This is a genomic window from Mesorhizobium sp. (genome assembly GCF_024509055.1).
Taxonomy (GTDB): domain Bacteria; phylum Pseudomonadota; class Alphaproteobacteria; order Rhizobiales; family Rhizobiaceae; genus Mesorhizobium.
In genome coordinates this window covers 1-17,676 of the sequence record NZ_JANINM010000422.1, presented here as the reverse complement: position 1 = coordinate 17,676, position 17,676 = coordinate 1, and the positions used below count along the sequence as shown (strand labels likewise).

The window sequence follows — 17,676 nt, the reverse complement described above, 5'->3', positions numbered from 1 at the left end:
TCATCGCCTGCCGCACCTGCTCCGGAATGTTGGTGGGTCCTGGGATGAAAAGATGCGTGAACCCAGCCATGCGCGAACTCCTCCGATCGTTTTGGATTGTGGAGGGAGTTTCGTTTCGTCCGCGCTTCGCAACAACACCTTGCCGGGTAAGATGTCGCCACGCGAGGGTGGGCCGGGCCTACCCGGCCAGACTACCCGAAGGCTACTTGGGAGGGCGGCGCTTCTCGCTCGAATAGAGCGCGACCGCCATGGCACGGTTGCGGACGTCGAGCTTGTCGTAGAGGTTCTTGAGGTGGTACTTCACCGTATTCTCCGAGATCCCGGTCCGAGTCGCGATCTGGAGATTGGTCCAACCATCCGACAGCACCGCCAGCAACTCACGCTCGCGCACGGTGAGTTGCGACAGCGGCGTGTCGTTGACTTTGTTGATGTCGATGTAGGGGATGCAGATCCTGCCATGAGCGACCGCCAGGATCGTCTCGAAGATGATCGGTGGCTCGTCGAACTGGAAGCAGTAACCTTGTGCCCCAAGACGCACGCATTGTTTCAGGATGCCTATGTCATGGTCGTTGGAGAAGACCGTGACGCGGATGTCGAGCTTGCGGCTCTGGAGTTCCGCGAGGACGTCGGCGCCATCCATGTCGGCGAGCTTCCAGCCGAGAACCGCGACATCGAACTTCGCAGCTGCAGCCAGTTCCAGGAACTGCTTGCCGCTCTGCACGGCGTCCACAAAGTCGAAGCGCCCGTCGCACTCCAGCATTTCGCGCAGTGCCGATACAACGAGTGGATTGCGCTCGGCGACGACAACGCGAATGCGCTCCCGCCCGGTTTTGGCCTCGTTCGTTCTCGCCGACCTCGTGCTCAACAGCTTGCGTTCTGAACCGGTTTGCGGACATGGGATCGATCCGGCTTTGCCAGGACCCGTTCCACGGCAATTCTGCCGCAACGGAAGAGGGGCGCTTTTTCCGCAGCGACATGCGCTGTCGCGCCGCCTGAAGCCGGTGTCGCACCTGCGACGCAGGTGCGACGGCCGCCCAATCAGTGGACTGATAGGCCTCAATTGACTTTTACGTAAACGCCGTGCGAGGCTCGTGCGGGGTTCCATGCCGATTCAGGCTTGGGATGGGTGCCGAAGAGGGGCGCTGCTTGGGGGCGGCGTCGCTGGACGTTGGGCTTGGGAGTTGGAATGCGGGAATATTACACGATCACGGAGTTGACGCGCGAATTCGACGTGTCGACGCGGACGCTGCGCTTCTATGAGGACGAAGGGCTGGTCCAGCCGGTCCGGCGCGGTCGCACACGGTTGTTTCGTCCTTCCGACCGTCACCTCATCCGCCAGATCATGCGCGGCAAGCGGCTTGGCTTTTCGATCAACGAGATCCGCGAGATCATCCAGATGTACAAGGAGCCGCCCGGCGAGGTCGGCCAGCTCAAGCTGATGATCAGGCGCATCGAGGAAAAGCGCGAGGATTTGCGCCAGAAGCGGCGCGACCTCGAAGAGACGCTCGCCGAGCTCGATCAGGCGGAGGAGTCTTGCGTGGAGCGGTTGGCTGAGCTCGGTGTGAATACCTGAGCGGAACTACCAAGCGAAACACTGACAATAGCCGGAGCCTGAGAGGCTCCGGCTATTGTCACGGTATGTGATCTGTTTTGCTTGGCGACCTGTTGTCCACATCGGTGAAACTACCTCAAATCCAGCGCCGGACGCGCTTGGCGTAGTCGCGGTATTTCTTGCCGAATTTCGCCGTAAGGATCTTTTCCTCCTTCTCGATTGCCAGCTTCTGCGTCGCGAAGGCGGCAAGAAAGGCGAACAGCAGGAACCAGGCGATCCCGGTAATGAGAGCGACGCCGATCAACAGCAGCGTGTTGGCGAGATACATCGGATTGCGGGTGATGCCGAAGGGGCCTGACGTCACCAGATGGTCTGGCTCGGCGTTCGGATCGAGCGTCGTCCTGGCGCGAAACATCGCCCGGATAGCCGTGATCCACAGCGCTGCCACGCCGAACAGGGCGACCAGGCCGACGCCGAACAGGAGGTCGCCGAAAACGTCACCAATCCAGGGCAACGGGTAGAGCATGCCGAGGACCACGCTGAGGGCGATCGCCACCACATAGATCACCGGCGGCCAGGGGATGATCCCATGCCTTGCCTTGGTAGCACCAGCCATTACTGCCCTCCCTCCATCTTGCTCTCCGTCGCCGCGGTGCAGGTGCTGGCGAGATCGGCAAGATGCGATCTGAATATGCTGGATTGGTCGTTGCGGTAGAGTTTTTCGAGAGACCCTTCGCCCTTGAGTGCATCCAGCATGCAGCCACAATAGCTGGAACAGAACGTGCTGTCCTGCTGCTGTTGGCATTGAACCTGACAGGCGTTCAGAAAGCCTGCCTCCTGGTTCTGCGGCGGGGCAGGCATCACCTGCGAAAAGAGCCAAACCGAACCGAACAGCAATGGCTGGTGGATCAGATAGAAGGCGAGGCTGTGGCGACCGATGAAAGTCAACGGATTCGACCAGTGGCCTGGCGTCAAAGCGCCAAGGCGAGTGAGGAGCCCGGACGCTGAAGCGAATTTGACTGTCGCGATCCCAGCAAGAACGGCGCCGAACCATGGAAACAGCGGCACGTAGTCGTTGGAGCGCGGATTGTTCACCGAGAGTCCGACCCACCATAGGGCCGGATGATCGAAGAATTCCGATCTCAGATAGTAGGGTGCGGCGATGACGGCTGCCGCGACGACTGCCGTCAGCAGCGCCGGCAGCCTGAGGAAGGCAAGGCCGAGCAGGCTCGCCAGCGCGATCTCGTGCAGGATGCCGAAGAAGATGAAGCCATCCGGCGTGACGAACCAGGTGACGGCCGAAATGGCGATCGCCGCCACCGCGACCATGGCGAAGCGCTTCCAGAAGCTCGGCCAGCGGATCTGCCGCCCATGTGCGAGAAACAGGCTGACGCCGACCATGAACAGGAAGGTCGATGCGATGCAGCGCGCGTAGATTCGCCACCAGCCGAAAGCGGTGAGGCCGGGTTCGGTGTAGCCGAAGTTTTCGAGGTCCCAGGTGAAGTGATAGCTCGCCATGGCGAGCAGCGCGACGCCGCGCAAAATGTCGATGGCGACGATGCGGCCATGCTTCGGCGTGTCCTGAACGGGGCCGCTCGTCATTTGAAGGCTCATGGTCGCGCAATCCGATTCCGTGGTGCGAAAACGACTATCACGGTTCTGCCGCGCAACAGAAGGCGGCGTGACCGCCGCGCCGCGCCGCGCTGCCGTGGGACGCAGCTTTAGGCCAGCAACGGAAAGCCTTTGGCAGGCTTCGCTTTTCGGCCTGCGGGGGTCGGTTTCCTGCTAGGGGCCTGCTGGTGGTCCGGCCAGATTTGACCGGCGATTCCCAGCTCCGAGGGCCGATGTCCACCCACGTGCGCCACCCGATATGGCTACCGGCCCTGAGGCCTGCCGATGCGCGCACCTTCGCCTCGCTCTATGCGGTGGAATCCTTCGCCCGCGCCACCATCTCCAGCGTCATCCCGATCCAGGCCTACGAGATCCTGCACAACGAACGGATCGTCTCGATCCTGTACACGATCGTGTCGCTGCTGGGGCTGTCGGTCACTTTGTTCATGCCGATGCTGATCCGCCGCTTCGCGCGGCGCTGGGTCTACACCGCCGGCTGCCTGATGCTGGCGATCGGTTCGGCTTTCTTCGTCACCCACACGCTCTGGGGACAATTGACCGGCATGCTCTGTCGCGTCATGGGGGCGAGCGCGCTGTCGATCACGCTCAACCTCTACATCATGGACCACATCCGCAAGACCGACTTCATGCAGGCGGAATCGCTGCGTATGGCATGGTCGATGTTCGCCTGGACCGGCGGCCCGACGCTCGGCATTTTCCTCTACACGACCTTCGGTATCTATGCCGCGCATGGCGCGGTGGTGGTCTTCGCGCTGGCGTTGCTCGCGCTGTTCTGGACCTACCGGCTCGGCGATAACCCGTTGATCAGGCCGGGCAAGACACGTCCGGCCAATCCGCTTGCGAATATCGGCCGATTCATCGCGCAGCCGAGGCTGCGGCTCGCCTGGCTGATCGCCTTCGGCCGCTCCTGCTTCTGGACGACTTTCTTCGTCTATGGCCCGCTGTTCATGGTCATCACCGGCGAGGGCAAGCTTGCCGGCGGACTGCTGGTGTCGGCGGGCAACGCGCTGCTGTTCATGGCGATCTTCTGGGGCAAGGCAGGCAAGCGTTTCGGCGGCCGGCGGGTCATGACCTTCGCCTATTTCGCCATGGCGGCGATGCTGTTTGCGGCGGGCGGCGTCGGCGAGACCGCGCCACTCCTTACCGGCGCCTTCCTGCTCTGCGGCGCGCTATTCACCATTGCGATCGATGCGCTGGGCTCGACCGCCTTCATGCGATCGGTCCGCTCCTACGAAAAGGCGCAGATGGCGGCGGTCTACCGCACCTATCTCGATTTCTCCGAGCTGACCCCGCCGCTCGTCTATTCGGTGGTGCTGACCTTCTTCGGTCTCGGCTCGGTGTTCGTCACGCTCGGCCTGCTGGCCACGTTCTGCGGCTTCTTCACCTGGCGTTATCTGCCCAAGTCATTTTGATTTGGTCCGAAACGCGGTGTGACGCTCCCGTACCCAGTTGTGGAAGCGGTGCAGGTCGTATTCCTCGGGCATCAGCACGCCGGCTTCGTGGCGCACCGAACGCAGCCCCCTCTGGTTCACCTCGCAGATGGCGGCGTCCTCTTCCAGCACCTGCGTGCCGAAGGCGACGATGTTGTCGATATCGGTCTCGGCCAGCGCATCCGGCGCGAACAGCCATTCGGCGGTAAGCTCGGTCTGCTCAGGTCCGAGCGGCGTCAGGCGCACGACGCGCACATAGTCGGCATGGCCGACGATAAACATCGAGGGCAGCGACGTGGCATAGGTCTGGCCGGCGGCGCGCTCGGCGGGCGTCAGGCCGGGAAATACCGATCCATGGACCTGCCCGTCACGCGACCAGGTCTCGGCGCCGGCGCGAAGACCGCCGGAGAATTCAGGCGCGTCATTGTCGGCATGGCGCGCCCATTCCGGATCGTCGTGCCTTGCCATCAGGCCGCGACCATAGATCGGCACCAGCCGCGACAGATCCTTGTGCACGCCCGGGCAATGCAGGCATTCGTTGAAGTTTTCCCAGAAGATCTTCCAGTTGCAGTTCATCACCTTGGTGAGCCGGTGCCCGGCGACAAGCGTTTCGAGCGGCCAGTTGGAGAGATCGCCGGAGGCGGTATCGAAGGAGGCTTCCGCCGACCCGCCGGCGTCTTCAGAGAGATTAATGAAGACGAAGCCGCGCCAGACCGAGAGCGCCACGCGGTAGAGCGGATAATCGGCCTTGTCGAAGCCTTCGGGCAGCGATTTCGACGGCACGCGCACGAGGTCGCCGCGCAGCGAATAGGACCAGGCGTGATAGGGGCAAGTGAGCAGCCTGGCTTTCAGCCGTCCGGCGCTCTCCTGGCAAAGCTGCGAGCCGCGATGCCGGCAGGTGTTGTGGAAGGCGCGCAACGACCCGGTCTCGTCGCGCAGCACGACGATCTCCTGGGTGCCGATGCGTACCGTTCGAAAGGCGAGGGGCCTGGCGAGATCGGCCTCGCGGCAGACCATCAGCCAGCTTCGGTACCAGATCGCTTCGAGGTCGCGCCGGTAGGCGTCGGCGTCCCAATAGGCTGCTGACGGTAAGGTCGGCTTGAGGCTGGTCAGGCCGTTGTAGAGATCGCGTTCGCCCAGATTTGGCTGCATCGGCTGCTCCCTGGCTGGCGACAGCCGACACTGGGGCAAAGCGCTTGTCAATTGCCGGCCTTAGCCGATTGTGACGCTCGTGTGGGGACCTTAAGGTCGGGCCATGCTCGCAAGAACGATGTCGCTCACGGAAGAACTGGTGGCCCGCTGTTTTCGCACCGTCGAGGATGCGGGGCCAGACCCGGCAGCGACGCATCTGGATGACCGCGACTATGAGGAGATGCTCGACCTCTTTGAGGCGCAACTACCGGCGAGCGAGCCGCTGTGGCTCTTTGGCTATGGTTCGCTGATCTGGAAACCGGAAATCGAGCATGTCGAGGAACGTGTGGCGCTGGCCCGCGGCTGGCATCGCTCTTTCTGCATGAATATGACGCGCTGGCGCGGCACCAGGGAAAGTCCTGGACTGATGATGGCGCTGGACCGCGGCGGACAGTGCAAGGGCGTCGCCTTCAGGCTGACCGACGGCGATCGGCGCCATAAACTGGACAGGCTGCTGAGGCGAGAGGTGACGCTGAAGCCGACGAGCTATCATCCGCGCCTGCTCAACCTGGTCAGCGACAAGGGGCCGCTGAAAGCGCTTGCCTTCGTCATCAACCGCAAAGGCACGACCTATACCGGTCCACTCAGCGAAGGAGAGGTGGTCGAAAGGCTGGCGACCTGCTGCGGCCATTGGGGCTCGGGCGCCGACTACCTCTACAACACGGTGAAAAACCTCGAGGCGCGGGGAATCCACGATTCGCATCTGTGGCGTTTGCAGGAACTCGTCGCCGCCCGGATCGCGGCTTCCTGAAGCAGCGCCGCGCATTGGCGGGTTTTGGTTTGCCGGTAGGGATGGTTCTGCCTAAAGTCGCGCCCGATTTGGTCTTCATGCGGCCATGGCGGCGCTTACACCTCCGACGCGGAGCGAAAGGACAGGAATGACCGGCGCGACCGCCACGAACGACACTGCGGCTTCCAATCGGAACCTGACCTTCATCCTCGGCGGCGCGCGCTCGGGCAAGAGCTCGCATGCCGAGATGCTCGTGACGGCAAATCCGTCGCCCTGGACTTATATCGCCACCGCGCAGGCCTATGACGACGAGATGCGCGAGCGCATCGCGTTGCACAGATCGCGGCGCGGCGAAGGCTGGGTGACCGTCGATGCGCCGCTCGACCTGGCTGGCGCGATCGCGGCCTTGCCGAATCATGAGCCCGTCCTGATCGATTGCCTGACGCTGTGGCTCACCAATCACATGCTGGCCGATCATGATGTCGAGGCCGAATGCCGCCGGCTCGCAGACCTACTCTCGCGCCCGCGCGGACCGTGGTTCGTGGTGTCGAACGAAGTGGGCCTGGGCATCGTGCCGGACAATGCGCTGGCGCGCCGGTTCCGCGATGCCGCCGGACGCCTGAACCAGCAGGTCGCGGCTATTGCCGACAGCGTTCTCATGATGGTGGCGGGGCTGCCGCTCAAGGTGAAGTGACATGACCGGGATCGACGACAAGACCATCGAAGGCAAGACCATCGAAGACAAGGACGCCGAACGCCATCGCGCCAAGATGGCCAAGCGCAAGGCGGTGCAGGACGCCGAGGTGGCCGGCAAGACGATCGAGAAGGGGTTGCTCATCGTCAACACCGGTCCCGGCAAGGGCAAGACGACGGCCGCCTTCGGCCTAGCGCTCAGGATGCTGGGCTACGGCAAGCGCGTCGGCGTCGTCCAGTTCATCAAGGGAAAGTGGCATACGGGCGAGAAGGACGCCTTCGCGGCTTTCGGCGACCGCGTGGTCTGGCATGCGATGGGCGAGGGCTTCACCTGGGAGACGCAGGATCTGAAGCGCGATATCGCGGCCGCCGAAGCGGCCTGGGCCAAGGCGCTCGATCTGATAGCTGATCCGTCGATCAGCCTCGTGGTGCTCGACGAACTCAACATCGCGCTGCGCTACGACTATCTCGACCTGGAGAAGGTGGTTGCGGCGCTCAAGGCGCGCCGCGACGACCTGCATGTCATCGTCACCGGGCGCAACGCCAAGCCGCTGCTCGTCGAGGCAGCCGACCTTGTCACCGAAATGGGGCTGACGAAGCATCACTTCTCTGCCGGCGTGAAAGCGCAGCAGGGTATCGAGTTCTAGCTAACCAGCCTGGTCAGGAAGATGGCGACAACAGACAGGATCGCAAACAGGCCTATCAGCATCCAGTCCGCGACGCGGTAGAGTTTCAGTGCCTGCCTGATGTCGCCGCTTTCAGCTTCGCGACTGCCGCCTTCGCCCATATAGGCGTCCTCGACGGTCACGCCGCCATAGACGCGTGGTCCGGCAAGCGCCAGGCCCAGCGCGCCGGCCATGGCCGCTTCCGGCCAACCGGCATTGGGCGAGCGGTGTTTTTTCGCGTCACGCCGCATCGCCCGCCATGCGCCGCGAGGGTCGGCGCCCTTGACGATGAAGGCGGCCAGCACGATCAGCAGGCCGGTGAGGCGCGAGGCCGGCAGGTTGACAAGATCGTCGAAGCGAGCGGCAGCCCGGCCGAACGCCTCGTATTTCGGCGTGCGATGGCCGATCATCGAATCGGCTGTGTTGACCGCCTTGTAGGCCGCGCCGCCAGCGAGCCCGCCGATGCCGGTCCAGAAAGCCGGCGCGACGATGCCGTCCGAAAAATTCTCGGCCAGGCTTTCGATCGCGGCACGCGCAACGCCCGCTCTGTCGAGCTTTTCCGGATCACGGCCGACGATGCGCGAGACGGCGATACGGCCGAGCGTGAGGCCTCCCGTCTCCAGAGCATCGGCGACGTCCTCGACATGCTCGGCGAGGCTTTTCTGGGATAGAAGCGAGGAACCCAGGATGGCCGCAATGACGAGGCCGGAGGGGAATATCAGCCACAAGAGTACCTGCGCCGCCAGGCCGATGATCGCTGGAACGAGCACGATGACAAGCAAGGCCTTGACGCCGCGGCGGCGACGCAATTCGTCGGAATCGGTGGCGTGGTTGAGCCGGCGATCGAGAAAGGATATCAGGCTGCCGATCCAGGTGACCGGATGGCCGATTGCGCGGAACAGCCAGTCCGGATAGCCGAGGGCGCGTTCAACAATGAGCGACAGGAAAGCGATCAGGATCGACATGAAACTAGTGGGCGCAGGGATGACAGCGGTGGATCATGGCGGCAGCCTCGGTCGGGCGAAAACGCTGTTTCCTCATGCGCCACACCCCTTTGTCGACCTTTCGACTGGTATCAATCCGCACTCCTATCCGCTTTTTGACCTGCCCGCCACGGCCTTGTCACGTTTGCCCGAATCCGAACGACTGTCTGAATTGGCCGAAATTGCGGCCAAGGCCTATGGCGCGCCGTCGGCGGCGCATGTGGCGGCCGCGCCAGGCACACAGATTCTGCTGCCGCGCGTCGCCTCGCTGATGAAGCCGGGCAAGGCTTTCGTGCTCGGCCCGACCTATGCCGAGCACGCCAAGGCCGCCGCGATCGCCGGCCATGCCGTGGTCGAGGTGACCGACTTCGATGCGTTGGCGGAGGCGGATCTCGTCGTGCTGGTCAATCCGAACAATCCGGACGGACGCTTGATCGCTAGGGACCGCCTGCTAGGCCTCGCGGCGCGCCTTCGGGCCAAGGGTGGCTTGCTGGTCGTCGATGAAGCCTTCATGGATGTCGGGCCGGCTGAACACAGCCTCGCCGGTGATGTCGGCGAGGGCGGCATCGTGGTCTTGCGCTCGTTCGGCAAGTTCTTCGGCCTCGCCGGTGTGAGGCTTGGTTTCGCATTAGCGGATCCGCTCATGGCCGAGCGGCTGGGGACGCAACTCGGGCCGTGGGCCGTTGCCGGCCCCGCGCTTGAATATGGCATCCGCGCGCTCGCCGACACGAATTGGCAAGTCACCATGCGGGCGCGTCTCGCAGCCGAAGCAGGTCGGCTCGACGCTCTTTTCAGTCGATCCGGCATTCCGGTGGCTGGCGGCACCTCGCTGTTCCTCTATCTGTCCCTCACGGATGCTCCAAGCCTGTTTTCAGCGCTTGGCGAACGCGGCGTCCTGGTCCGTCATTTTGCCGAGCGGCCGCACGTGTTGCGAGCCGGCTTGCCGGGCAGCGCGGAGGAGTGGCGGCGACTCGAGGACGCGCTTGCGGCCTGGGCATCGCAGCGCGACGAGAAGCCGAAGGAGATCGCAACATGATCCATGTCTGTTCGTTGTCGAAGGTCGAGGAGACCGTGGCGAGGACCGGAGCCGAACGGCTGTTGTCGCTGCTGGCGGCGGGCACGGAGGTGACGCGCCCGGCCTCGATCCTGGCTGAGAACCATCTGCACCTTGTCATGCATGACATTGCCGTCGCGCAGGATGGCATGACAATGCCGGGTGAGGAGCATGTCCGCGCCTTGCTCGATTTCGCCTATCGCTGGGACAGGACAAAGCCGCTCGTCGTGCACTGCTACGCCGGCATCAGCCGGTCGACGGCGTCGGCCTACATCATCGCCGCGGCGCTGGCGCCCAAACGAGACGAAGTGGAGCTCGCCAAGACGCTTCGCTTCCTCTCGCCGACGGCGACGCCCAATCCAAAGCTGATCGCCGTTGCGGACACGCTGCTGGGGCGCGACGGCCGCATGATCGCCGCGATCGAGGCGATCGGTCGAGGCGCGGATGCCTTCGAAGGGACGCCTTTCGAACTGTCCATTGAAGGCTAGATGGCGACTGTCGCTAGAGCAGCCACTCGGCGAGTTTCGCCTTCCGCACGTCCCTGACCAGATTGATGAAGCCATCGGCTTGCATTTCCGCGGTCAACCGGCCCTTCTCCGACGTGGCTATGCTTGCATCGCCGATCACGCCGTTCGGATTGAGGTCGCTGGCGATCCAGGCGAATGCATGGGTTCCGGTCTGGCGCAGCAGCCCGAATTCCTTCTCGGCGCGCGCGACGTTCGAGACGAAATTGTCTGCCTTGGCCATGTCGACGAGATCGGGCCGGAAGTGCAGCATCAGCGAGGTTTCGACGTCGCCGCCATGGATGCCGTGACGGTCTTCCAGTTCGGTGTACATGCCGGCCGGGCGACCGAAGCGCTGCCAGCTCGTCTTCACAGCCAACATCTTGGCGCGCACCCGCAATTCGCGCGTGACAATGCCCATAATCTCCTCATTGCCGCCATGCGAGTTGACGACGATCAGCTTCCGGATCCCGGCGCGGGCCACCGACAGGCCGAGCTCGGTCCAGGCATCGACAAGGGTGGTCGCAGGCAGGGTCAGCGTGCCTGGCGCATGCAAGTGCTCGTTCGATTTGCCGATCGCCTGGACCGGCAGGATGCGGATGTCGAGATCGTCGGGCAGGCGCGCGATGACCGTCTCCAGCATGCCCATCATGATCGAGGTGTCGGTCGAGACCGGCAGATGTGGGCCATGCTGCTCGATCGCCGCGACTGGCAGCACGGCGATGGTCGCTTCGGCGTCGATCGAGGCGTATTCAGTCGTCCGGTAGTCGCCCCACCACACTCGTCTTGTCGTCACGTTCATCTCCCGATTGATCTGCTGACCGGCGGTCTAGTGCTGTTGGCGACCGCGGGCAACCGTTAGCCAGCCGCCAAGGCCTCCACCTCGACCTTGAATTCCGGCCGGGCGAAGCCGGAGACGATCATCAGCGTCGAGGCCGGCGCCGGATCGGAAAATAGCCGATTGCGCACATCCATGTAGGGCTGGAGATGCGCACGATCGGTCACGAAGGCATTGATACGCACGATGTCGTTCAGCGTCAGCCCGGCTTCGCTCAATATGGCGGCGATGTTCCGGAAGCAGAGTTCGGTTTGTGCGCCGGCATCTTCCGGGACGGTGTCGTCCGGTCCGATGCCGAGCTGGCCCGAACACAGCACAAGGCGCTTGCCGGCCGGTATTTCGACACCGTGGCTGTAGCGGGCGAAAGGCGGCTTGATCGACCTGGGGGCGAGATATCTGAGCATGGCATTCTCCAGTCTCGGAGTACCCTAAAGCCGCATGGACGGAAGCTTCAAGATGCGGTGCATGCCGCCCGAGCGATTGTGGACAGGCGTTCAAAAAATAGGCACGATGCCTCCCGTACAGCATGACCCGTCCGGCCTTCGCGTCGACTGTCGCCAAAGCAGGCGGCCCAGGCGGTGGCATGTGTCTTGCTTCTTGAACCAATGGTGTCGAGCCCAGCGCGTGACGCGCCGAGGCCAAGAGAGGGTGATGTTGATGTACGGAAGAGAAAAGATCGTGGCAGGCGCCTTTGCCCTGCTCGCGACGGGCACGCTTGGCGCGGCGGCAAACGAGAAGGTCACCTTCGGCACCAACTGGCTGGCCGAGCCCGAACATGGCGGCTACTACCAGGCCATTGCCGACGGCACCTATGCAGCTTGCGGCCTCGACGTCACCATCATGCAGGGCGGCCCGCAGGTCAGCGGCCGGCCGATGCTGCTGGCCGGCAAGATCGATTTCTACATGGGCGGCAACCTGCTTTCGGCCTTCGACGCCGTGCAGCAGGGCATCCCGATGCGCGTCGTGGCGGCCGACTTCCAGAAGGATCCGCAGGTCATCATGTCCCATCCGGGGCAGGGGTTGGACAGATGGGAGGACCTGAAGAACGCCGATCAGTACATTATGGGGGACGAGGGTGCGCAGACCTTCTTCCAATGGATGGTCACTGATCTGGGCTTCGATGCCGCCAAGCGCGTGCCTTACACCTTCAATCCGGCGCCCTTCATCGCCAACAAGAAGTCGATCCAGCAAGGTTATGTGACGTCGGAGCCCTTCGCCGTGCAGAAGCAGGGTGGCTTCCTGCCGAACCAGTTCCTGCTCGCCGACAACGGCTGGGATACGTACGCTACGACGATCGAGGTGATGCAGGACACGATCGACAAGCGTCCAGAGGTCGTGCAGTGCTTCGTCGATGGTTCGGCCAAAGGCTGGTACAAATATCTTTACGGTGACAACAAGGCCGCCAACGACATGATCAAGAAGGACAATCCGGACATGACGGATGAGCAGATCGCCTTCTCGATCGCGCAGCTGAAGAAATTCGGCATCGTCGATTCCGGCGATTCGGAAAAGCTCGGCATCGGCGCCATGACCGACGCCCGCATCCAGAGCTTCTACGACAAGATGGTCAAGGCCAAGGTCGCGCAGCCAGGCATCGACATCAAGAAGGCCTACACGCTGGCCTTCATCAACAAGGGTGTCGGGCTGGAGATCAAGAAGTAAGGCGGCCTGCCCAATATGATCCAGGAGAAAGCGGCGCAGGCGCCGACAGCAGCATCGGGAGCGAATCCGTTGCTGCTTTCATTGCGCAATGTCGGCAAGGTCTTTTCCAACGGCGTCACAGCGCTGAGCAAGGTCGACCTGACAATCCGGGAAGGCGATTTCCTCAGCCTGCTCGGTCCGTCGGGCTGCGGCAAGTCGACAGCGCTGCGACTCATCGCCGGCCTGTCGACGCCGACCTCCGGCCAACTCGACTGGCGCGGAGCGCTCGACCGCTCGAACATCGGCTTCGTCTTCCAGGAGCCGACGCTGCTGCCTTGGGCGAGCGTCTTCGACAATGTCTGGCTGCCGCTTCGGCTAAAGGGCGTCTCGCGCGCCAAGGCCGGACCCGCGGTGATGGAGATGCTGTCGCGCGTCCATCTCACCGGCTTCGAGAACGCCGTGCCGCGCGAACTTTCCGGCGGCATGAAGATGCGTGTCTCGATCGCGCGCGCCATGGTGACGAAGCCGCGCATCCTTTTGATGGACGAGCCCTTCGCGGCACTCGACGAGATCACCCGCTTCAAGCTCAACAACGACCTGCTAGAGCTTTGGCAGGACGAGCGCTTCACTGTCGTCTTCGTCACCCACAGCGTCTTCGAAAGCGTTTTCCTGTCCAGCCGCATCGTCGTCATGGCGGCGCGCCCGGGTCGCGTTTTCGGCGAACTGGCCGTCGACGCGCCTTATCCGCGCGACGAGGCGTTCCGGACCTCACCGGATTATGCGGCGCTCTGCCGGCAGGCCTCGGACGTGCTGGTCAACGCCATCAACTCAACCGCCGGACCTCATCATGACGGCCCTTGAAGACAATGTTCTGAAGCTCGATCCCGAAGAGGCGCGCCGAGTCCGCCAGGAGCGACTGGAACGGATCGGCAAATGGGTGCTGCCGCTCGCGATCATGATCCTGGCCATCTGGATGTGGGACCGCATCTGCGTCTGGAACGCAATCCCGCAATACATCCTGCCGCGGCCCGGCGTGGTGCTGCAGACACTGCATGACGATGCGGGCCTGCTGTTCTCCTCGCTGCTAGTGACGCTGAAGATCACCTTTCTCAGCCTTCTGCTCGCCGTCATCGGCGGCGTCGGGCTGTCGGTCCTGTTCGCTCAGTCCAAATGGGTGGAGATGTCGTTCTTCCCATTCGCCATCGTGCTGCAGGTTACGCCTATCGTGGCGATCTTCCCGCTGATCAATATCTACATAAACAACCAGACGACGAAGTTGCTGCTTTGCGCCTGGATCGTCGCCTTCTTCCCGATCCTGTCCAACACCACGCTGGGGCTGAACTCGGTCGACCGCAATCTGCGCGACCTATTCAAGCTGAACGGCGCCACGCGCTGGCAGCAATTGCGCTATCTGCGCCTGCCGGCGGCGATGCCTTATTTCCTCGGGGGCTTGAAGATCGCCGGCGGCCTGTCGCTGATCGGCGCGGTTGTGGCCGAGTTCGTCGCCGGCGCGCAAGGGCAGTCGTCGGGGCTAGCCTCGCGCATCATCGAGGCCGGCTACCGACTCAACGCGCCGCGCCTGTTCGCGGCTCTGATCCTGATCTCGCTGACCGGCATATTGATCTTCCTGGCGCTCTCCTTGGTGTCGCATCTCATCCTGCGCCGCTGGCACGAGAGCGCGCTGAGGCAGGAGCGTTAGGGTACGGAATGTTGGCGCAAAGCACCCCCCTCTGGCCTGCCGGCCATCTCCCCCTCAAGGGGGGAGATTGGATGTCGTCCAGGATTTCGCAAATCGCCGACGTTGCAAGATGGGCGCCGTCAGCGGAACTGCCAATCTCCCCCCTTGAGGGGGAGATGCCCGGCAGGGCAGAGGGGGGTGCGGCTTGATACCGGCATCTGGTTCTTATCATCTCGCCAATGCCCGCGTTCACCGCTCGCTGACGCCCGGCCTTGCCGCAACCTTCGACGCCGATGGTTTCGCCCTTGTCGATATTGACGTCGCCGATGGCAAGATCGTCAACATCGGCGCGCATCGAAAGTCGGCGCATCCCGATGCAATAGACCTCGGCGGCCGCATCGTGCTGCCATGCTTCGTGGACTGTCACACGCATATCGACAAGGGGCACATCTGGCCCCGAAAACCCAATCCCGACGGCACCTTCATGGGCGCGCTCAACGCCACTGGCGCCGACCGGACCGCGCACTGGAGTGCGGAGGATGTGGCTCGACGCATGGATTTCTCGCTCCGCTCGGCCTATGCGCACGGCACCAGGGCCATGCGAACGCATCTCGACAGCGTGCCGCCGCAGGAAGAAATCTCCTGGCCGGTGTTCGAAACGATGCGCGAAACGTGGCGTGGCCGCATCGAATTGCAGGCGGCTTGCCTGCTCGGCATCGAGGGCGTGCGCGACAAGGCCTGGTTCGGTCGGCTGGCGAAACGCGTCGCGGCGGCCAAGGGGGTGCTCGGCGTCGTCACCTATATGGTTCCCGATCTGGAAGAACTGCTGGACGAGGTGTTCGCGCAGGCGATCAAGCATGGGCTCGACCTCGATTTCCATGCCGACGAGACTGCCGACGTGTCAGCGATCTCGCTAAGGAAGATCGCCGAGGCTTCGCTTTGGAACGGGTTCGAGGGCAATATCCTCGTCGGCCACTGCTGCTCGCTGGCGCGCCAGCCGGACCTCGAAGTTCTCGACACGCTGGACAAGGTGGCGAAGGCCGGCTTGGCGGTGGTGTCGCTGCCCATGTGCAATCTCTATCTCCAGGACCGGCGCAACGACGGCACGACGCCGCGCTGGCGCGGCGTGACGCTGCTGCATGAGATGAAGGCGCGCGGCATCGAGGTGGCGGTCGCTTCCGACAACACCCGCGATCCGTTCTATGCCTATGGCGATCTCGACATGCTGGAGGTCTACCGCATGGCGACGCGCATCCTGCACTTCGACCATCCGGTTGGCGACTGGCCGAAAGCCGTGGCCGCAACGCCGGCCGAAGTGATGCGGCTCGATGGCGTGGGCATTCTGGCCGCCGGCGGCAGCGCCGACTTCATCGTTTTCAAGGGCCGCAGCTGGACCGAATTGCTGTCGCGGCCCGAATCGGATCGCATCGTCGTGCGCGACGGCAGGGCGATCGAGCGGAAGCTGCCCGATTATGCCGAACTCGACGAATTGATGGTGGGATGATGGATATCTCGGCGCTGAAGCGCGATCTCGAAGGGATCAAGGTCGACGACCATCCGGCGATCGTCCAGCAGAAGAGCCGCGACTTCTACTGGTACAGCCCCGTGCTGAAGGCGCAGCTCGACCACATCAGCGGTGACCTGATCGTCACGCCCAGGAACGAGGACGAGGTGATCCGCGTGCTCGCCGCCTGCCACCGGCACGGCATTCCTGTGACGCCGCGCGGCAGCGGCACCGGCAATTACGGGCAGGCGATGCCGCTATCGGGCGGCGTGGTGCTCAACCTCGCCGAAATGAACGAGATCAAGGCCATCGCGCCGGGGAGGGTGGTAACCGGGCCAGGGGCGGTTCTCGCCGAAATCGACAAGGCGACGCGGGCGCATTCGGGGCAGGAGTTGAGGCTGTCGCCCTCGACCTACAACACGGCCTCGATCGGCGGCTTCATCGCCGGTGGTTCGGGCGGCGTCGGTTCGATCAACTTCGGCGGCCTGCGTGATTTCGGTAATGTGCTGCGCCTGCGTGTTGTGACCATGGAGGCCGAGCCGAAGGTGCTCGAACTCACGGGCGAGGACCTGCACAAGGTGACGCATGCCTACGGCACCAACGGCATCATCACCGAAGTCGAGATGCCGCTGACGGCTGCATACGAATGGGTCGACGTCATCGTCGGCTTCGGCAGCTTTATGGAAGCCGCCCGCTACGGCAATGCGCTGGCCTGCCAGGACGGCATCCTGACCAAGCTGATCACGCCGATCGCAGCACCCGTGCCGCAGCTCTATTTCAAGCGGCACCAGAAGTTCCTGCGCGAGGGTCAGAGCATTTGTGTCGTCATGGTGGCGCGGCACGGGCTGGACGCGTTCCTCGCCTTCACCCGGCGAGTTGGCGGCGCAGTCATCTTCAATGCCGCCACCGCGACGGACGAGGACAAGAAGGGCTTGCCGCCGGCCTATGAGCTTGCGTGGAATCACACGACGCTGAGAGCGCTTCGGGTCGATCCGTCGATCACCTACCTGCAATCGCTCTATCCGTTTCCCAACCAGCTCGCGCTGGTCGAGAAGATGGACGCGATGTTTCCGGGCGAAGTCTACTCGCATCTCGAATTCGTGCGGCTCGACGGCAACATAACCTGCTTCGGACTGCCGCTGGTGAGGTTCACCACTGAGGCGCGGCTCGACGAGATCATCCGCCTGCATGAGGAAAATGGCTGCCCGATCTTCAACCCGCACCGCTACACGCTGGAAGAGGGCGGCATGAAGCAGACAGACGAAATCCAGCTCGCCTTCAAACGAGAAACCGATCCTCAGGGGTTGCTCAATCCGGGCAAGATGATCGCCTGGGAAAATCCGGACTATGATTATCGATCCGGTCGAACATTCCTGTTCAAGGGGCTGCAGAAGGCGAGCTGATGAAGACCGTGCGGCGCTGCACCCCCCTCTGGCCTTCCGGCCGTCTCCCCCTCAAAGGGGGAATTTACTCGCCCCGCCGCCTTCGCCAATCTCCAACGCCGGAAGCACGGGCGCAGCGCGGAAGCCGCCGATCTCCCCCCTTGAGGGGGAGATGCCCGGCAGGGCAGAGGGGGGTGCCT

General features: G+C 63.3%; 19 protein-coding genes. 12 read left to right on the top strand and 7 right to left on the bottom strand.

Translation table 11 applies throughout. The features are described from left to right. Nucleotides 1-202 precede the first annotated feature (202 nt). Nucleotides 203-814: a response regulator transcription factor gene (locus Q0L57_RS23090; RefSeq protein ID WP_296745361.1), complete on the bottom strand. Its 612-nt coding sequence runs from the start codon at nucleotides 812-814 to the stop codon at nucleotides 203-205. A 372-nt stretch (nucleotides 815-1,186) separates the two neighbouring features. Between Q0L57_RS23090 and Q0L57_RS23085 the strand changes: the two genes are divergently transcribed. After that, nucleotides 1,187-1,573: a MerR family DNA-binding transcriptional regulator gene (locus Q0L57_RS23085; protein ID WP_095815511.1), complete on the top strand. Its 387-nt coding sequence runs from the start codon at nucleotides 1,187-1,189 to the stop codon at nucleotides 1,571-1,573. Between the two features lie 115 nt (nucleotides 1,574-1,688). On the opposite strand, the gene Q0L57_RS23080 is transcribed toward Q0L57_RS23085, so the two are convergent. Further along, nucleotides 1,689-2,168: an isoprenylcysteine carboxylmethyltransferase family protein gene (locus tag Q0L57_RS23080; protein WP_296745358.1), complete on the bottom strand. Its 480-nt coding sequence runs from the start codon at nucleotides 2,166-2,168 to the stop codon at nucleotides 1,689-1,691. Beyond that, complete coding sequence (locus Q0L57_RS23075) at nucleotides 2,168-3,166, bottom strand: heparan-alpha-glucosaminide N-acetyltransferase (protein WP_296745357.1); 999 nt, start codon at nucleotides 3,164-3,166, stop codon at nucleotides 2,168-2,170. Before Q0L57_RS23075 ends, Q0L57_RS23080 begins: the two co-directional genes overlap by 1 nt. A gap of 230 nt (nucleotides 3,167-3,396) precedes the next feature. Here Q0L57_RS23075 and Q0L57_RS23070 point away from each other — a divergent pair, with 230 nt between their 5' ends. Continuing rightward, nucleotides 3,397-4,596, top strand: a complete 1,200-nt coding sequence (locus Q0L57_RS23070; RefSeq protein WP_296745356.1) for an MFS transporter — start codon at nucleotides 3,397-3,399, stop codon at nucleotides 4,594-4,596. On the opposite strand, the gene Q0L57_RS23065 is transcribed toward Q0L57_RS23070, so the two are convergent. Next, entirely contained in the window at nucleotides 4,588-5,766 is a 1,179-nt protein-coding gene (locus Q0L57_RS23065; protein WP_296745355.1) for an aromatic ring-hydroxylating dioxygenase subunit alpha, read from the bottom strand. The genes Q0L57_RS23070 and Q0L57_RS23065 overlap by 9 nt on opposite strands. A 103-nt stretch (nucleotides 5,767-5,869) precedes the next feature. Here Q0L57_RS23065 and Q0L57_RS23060 point away from each other — a divergent pair, with 103 nt between their 5' ends. The 3 genes from Q0L57_RS23060 to cobO all read left to right on the top strand — a co-directional run bounded on the left by Q0L57_RS23060 (nucleotide 5,870) and on the right by cobO (nucleotide 7,875). After that, on the top strand, nucleotides 5,870-6,556 hold the full coding sequence (locus Q0L57_RS23060) for a gamma-glutamylcyclotransferase (RefSeq protein WP_296745354.1): 687 nt from the start codon (nucleotides 5,870-5,872) through the stop codon (nucleotides 6,554-6,556). A 127-nt stretch (nucleotides 6,557-6,683) separates the two neighbouring features. Next, on the top strand, nucleotides 6,684-7,229 hold the full coding sequence (cobU, locus tag Q0L57_RS23055) for a bifunctional adenosylcobinamide kinase/adenosylcobinamide-phosphate guanylyltransferase (RefSeq protein ID WP_296745353.1): 546 nt from the start codon (nucleotides 6,684-6,686) through the stop codon (nucleotides 7,227-7,229). A gap of 1 nt (nucleotide 7,230) precedes the next feature. Continuing rightward, nucleotides 7,231-7,875 (top strand): cob(I)yrinic acid a,c-diamide adenosyltransferase, encoded by a 645-nt coding sequence (gene cobO, locus Q0L57_RS23050; protein WP_296745352.1) that lies wholly within the window; start codon nucleotides 7,231-7,233, stop codon nucleotides 7,873-7,875. Here cobO and cbiB read toward each other — a convergent pair. After that, nucleotides 7,872-8,858 carry an adenosylcobinamide-phosphate synthase CbiB gene (cbiB, locus tag Q0L57_RS23045; RefSeq protein WP_296745351.1) on the bottom strand — a complete coding sequence of 329 codons (987 nt, stop codon included), beginning with the start codon at nucleotides 8,856-8,858 and terminating at the stop codon, nucleotides 7,872-7,874. The two genes, cobO and cbiB, sit on opposite strands and share 4 nt — an antisense overlap. Between cbiB and cobD the strand changes: the two genes are divergently transcribed. Next, on the top strand, nucleotides 8,857-9,912 hold the full coding sequence (gene cobD / locus Q0L57_RS23040; protein ID WP_296745360.1) for a threonine-phosphate decarboxylase CobD: 1,056 nt from the start codon (nucleotides 8,857-8,859) through the stop codon (nucleotides 9,910-9,912). The genes cbiB and cobD overlap by 2 nt on opposite strands. Further along, on the top strand, nucleotides 9,909-10,418 hold the full coding sequence (locus Q0L57_RS23035; RefSeq protein ID WP_296745350.1) for a tyrosine phosphatase family protein: 510 nt from the start codon (nucleotides 9,909-9,911) through the stop codon (nucleotides 10,416-10,418). Before cobD ends, Q0L57_RS23035 begins: the two co-directional genes overlap by 4 nt. 13 nt (nucleotides 10,419-10,431) lie before the next feature. On the opposite strand, the gene Q0L57_RS23030 is transcribed toward Q0L57_RS23035, so the two are convergent. Next, nucleotides 10,432-11,235, bottom strand: coding sequence for a creatininase family protein (locus Q0L57_RS23030; RefSeq protein ID WP_296745349.1), 804 nt, complete (start codon nucleotides 11,233-11,235; stop codon nucleotides 10,432-10,434). A gap of 56 nt (nucleotides 11,236-11,291) precedes the next feature. Continuing rightward, nucleotides 11,292-11,675: a RidA family protein gene (locus tag Q0L57_RS23025; RefSeq protein WP_296745348.1), complete on the bottom strand. Its 384-nt coding sequence runs from the start codon at nucleotides 11,673-11,675 to the stop codon at nucleotides 11,292-11,294. A gap of 253 nt (nucleotides 11,676-11,928) precedes the next feature. On the opposite strand from Q0L57_RS23025, the gene Q0L57_RS23020 reads away from it, so the two are divergent. The 5 genes from Q0L57_RS23020 (at nucleotide 11,929) to Q0L57_RS23000 (ending at nucleotide 17,497) form a co-directional block, all read left to right on the top strand. Further along, entirely contained in the window at nucleotides 11,929-12,933 is a 1,005-nt protein-coding gene (locus Q0L57_RS23020; protein ID WP_296745347.1) for an ABC transporter substrate-binding protein, read from the top strand. Between the two features lie 15 nt (nucleotides 12,934-12,948). Beyond that, nucleotides 12,949-13,773, top strand: coding sequence for an ABC transporter ATP-binding protein (locus Q0L57_RS23015; RefSeq protein ID WP_296745346.1), 825 nt, complete (start codon nucleotides 12,949-12,951; stop codon nucleotides 13,771-13,773). Continuing rightward, nucleotides 13,760-14,611 (top strand): ABC transporter permease, encoded by an 852-nt coding sequence (locus Q0L57_RS23010; protein ID WP_296745345.1) that lies wholly within the window; start codon nucleotides 13,760-13,762, stop codon nucleotides 14,609-14,611. The genes Q0L57_RS23015 and Q0L57_RS23010 overlap by 14 nt, the downstream gene beginning before the upstream one ends. A gap of 184 nt (nucleotides 14,612-14,795) precedes the next feature. Further along, a complete protein-coding gene (locus Q0L57_RS23005; RefSeq protein ID WP_296745344.1) occupies nucleotides 14,796-16,094 on the top strand; it encodes a cytosine deaminase in 1,299 nt (432 codons plus the stop codon). After that, nucleotides 16,094-17,497 carry an FAD-binding oxidoreductase gene (locus tag Q0L57_RS23000; RefSeq protein WP_296745359.1) on the top strand — a complete coding sequence of 468 codons (1,404 nt, stop codon included), beginning with the start codon at nucleotides 16,094-16,096 and terminating at the stop codon, nucleotides 17,495-17,497. Before Q0L57_RS23005 ends, Q0L57_RS23000 begins: the two co-directional genes overlap by 1 nt. Nucleotides 17,498-17,676: the final 179 nt, after the last annotated feature.

Excerpts from the sequence above, each read along its gene's own strand:
- Q0L57_RS23085 (WP_095815511.1), top strand. The coding sequence starts at position 1,187 with ATGCGGGAATATTACACGATCACGGAGTTGACGCGCGAATTCGACGTG.
- Q0L57_RS23080 (WP_296745358.1), bottom strand. The coding sequence starts at position 2,168 with ATGGCTGGTGCTACCAAGGCAAGGCATGGGATCATCCCCTGGCCGCCG.
- Q0L57_RS23075 (WP_296745357.1), bottom strand. The coding sequence starts at position 3,166 with ATGAGCCTTCAAATGACGAGCGGCCCCGTTCAGGACACGCCGAAGCAT.
- Q0L57_RS23070 (WP_296745356.1), top strand. The coding sequence starts at position 3,397 with ATGTCCACCCACGTGCGCCACCCGATATGGCTACCGGCCCTGAGGCCT.
- Q0L57_RS23065 (WP_296745355.1), bottom strand. The coding sequence starts at position 5,766 with ATGCAGCCAAATCTGGGCGAACGCGATCTCTACAACGGCCTGACCAGC.
- Q0L57_RS23060 (WP_296745354.1), top strand. The coding sequence starts at position 5,870 with ATGCTCGCAAGAACGATGTCGCTCACGGAAGAACTGGTGGCCCGCTGT.
- cobU (WP_296745353.1), top strand. The coding sequence starts at position 6,684 with ATGACCGGCGCGACCGCCACGAACGACACTGCGGCTTCCAATCGGAAC.
- cobO (WP_296745352.1), top strand. The coding sequence starts at position 7,231 with ATGACCGGGATCGACGACAAGACCATCGAAGGCAAGACCATCGAAGAC.
- cobD (WP_296745360.1), top strand. The coding sequence starts at position 8,857 with ATGAAACTAGTGGGCGCAGGGATGACAGCGGTGGATCATGGCGGCAGC.
- cbiB (WP_296745351.1), bottom strand. The coding sequence starts at position 8,858 with ATGTCGATCCTGATCGCTTTCCTGTCGCTCATTGTTGAACGCGCCCTC.
- Q0L57_RS23035 (WP_296745350.1), top strand. The coding sequence starts at position 9,909 with ATGATCCATGTCTGTTCGTTGTCGAAGGTCGAGGAGACCGTGGCGAGG.
- Q0L57_RS23030 (WP_296745349.1), bottom strand. The coding sequence starts at position 11,235 with ATGAACGTGACGACAAGACGAGTGTGGTGGGGCGACTACCGGACGACT.
- Q0L57_RS23025 (WP_296745348.1), bottom strand. The coding sequence starts at position 11,675 with ATGCTCAGATATCTCGCCCCCAGGTCGATCAAGCCGCCTTTCGCCCGC.
- Q0L57_RS23020 (WP_296745347.1), top strand. The coding sequence starts at position 11,929 with ATGTACGGAAGAGAAAAGATCGTGGCAGGCGCCTTTGCCCTGCTCGCG.
- Q0L57_RS23015 (WP_296745346.1), top strand. The coding sequence starts at position 12,949 with ATGATCCAGGAGAAAGCGGCGCAGGCGCCGACAGCAGCATCGGGAGCG.
- Q0L57_RS23010 (WP_296745345.1), top strand. The coding sequence starts at position 13,760 with ATGACGGCCCTTGAAGACAATGTTCTGAAGCTCGATCCCGAAGAGGCG.
- Q0L57_RS23000 (WP_296745359.1), top strand. The coding sequence starts at position 16,094 with ATGGATATCTCGGCGCTGAAGCGCGATCTCGAAGGGATCAAGGTCGAC.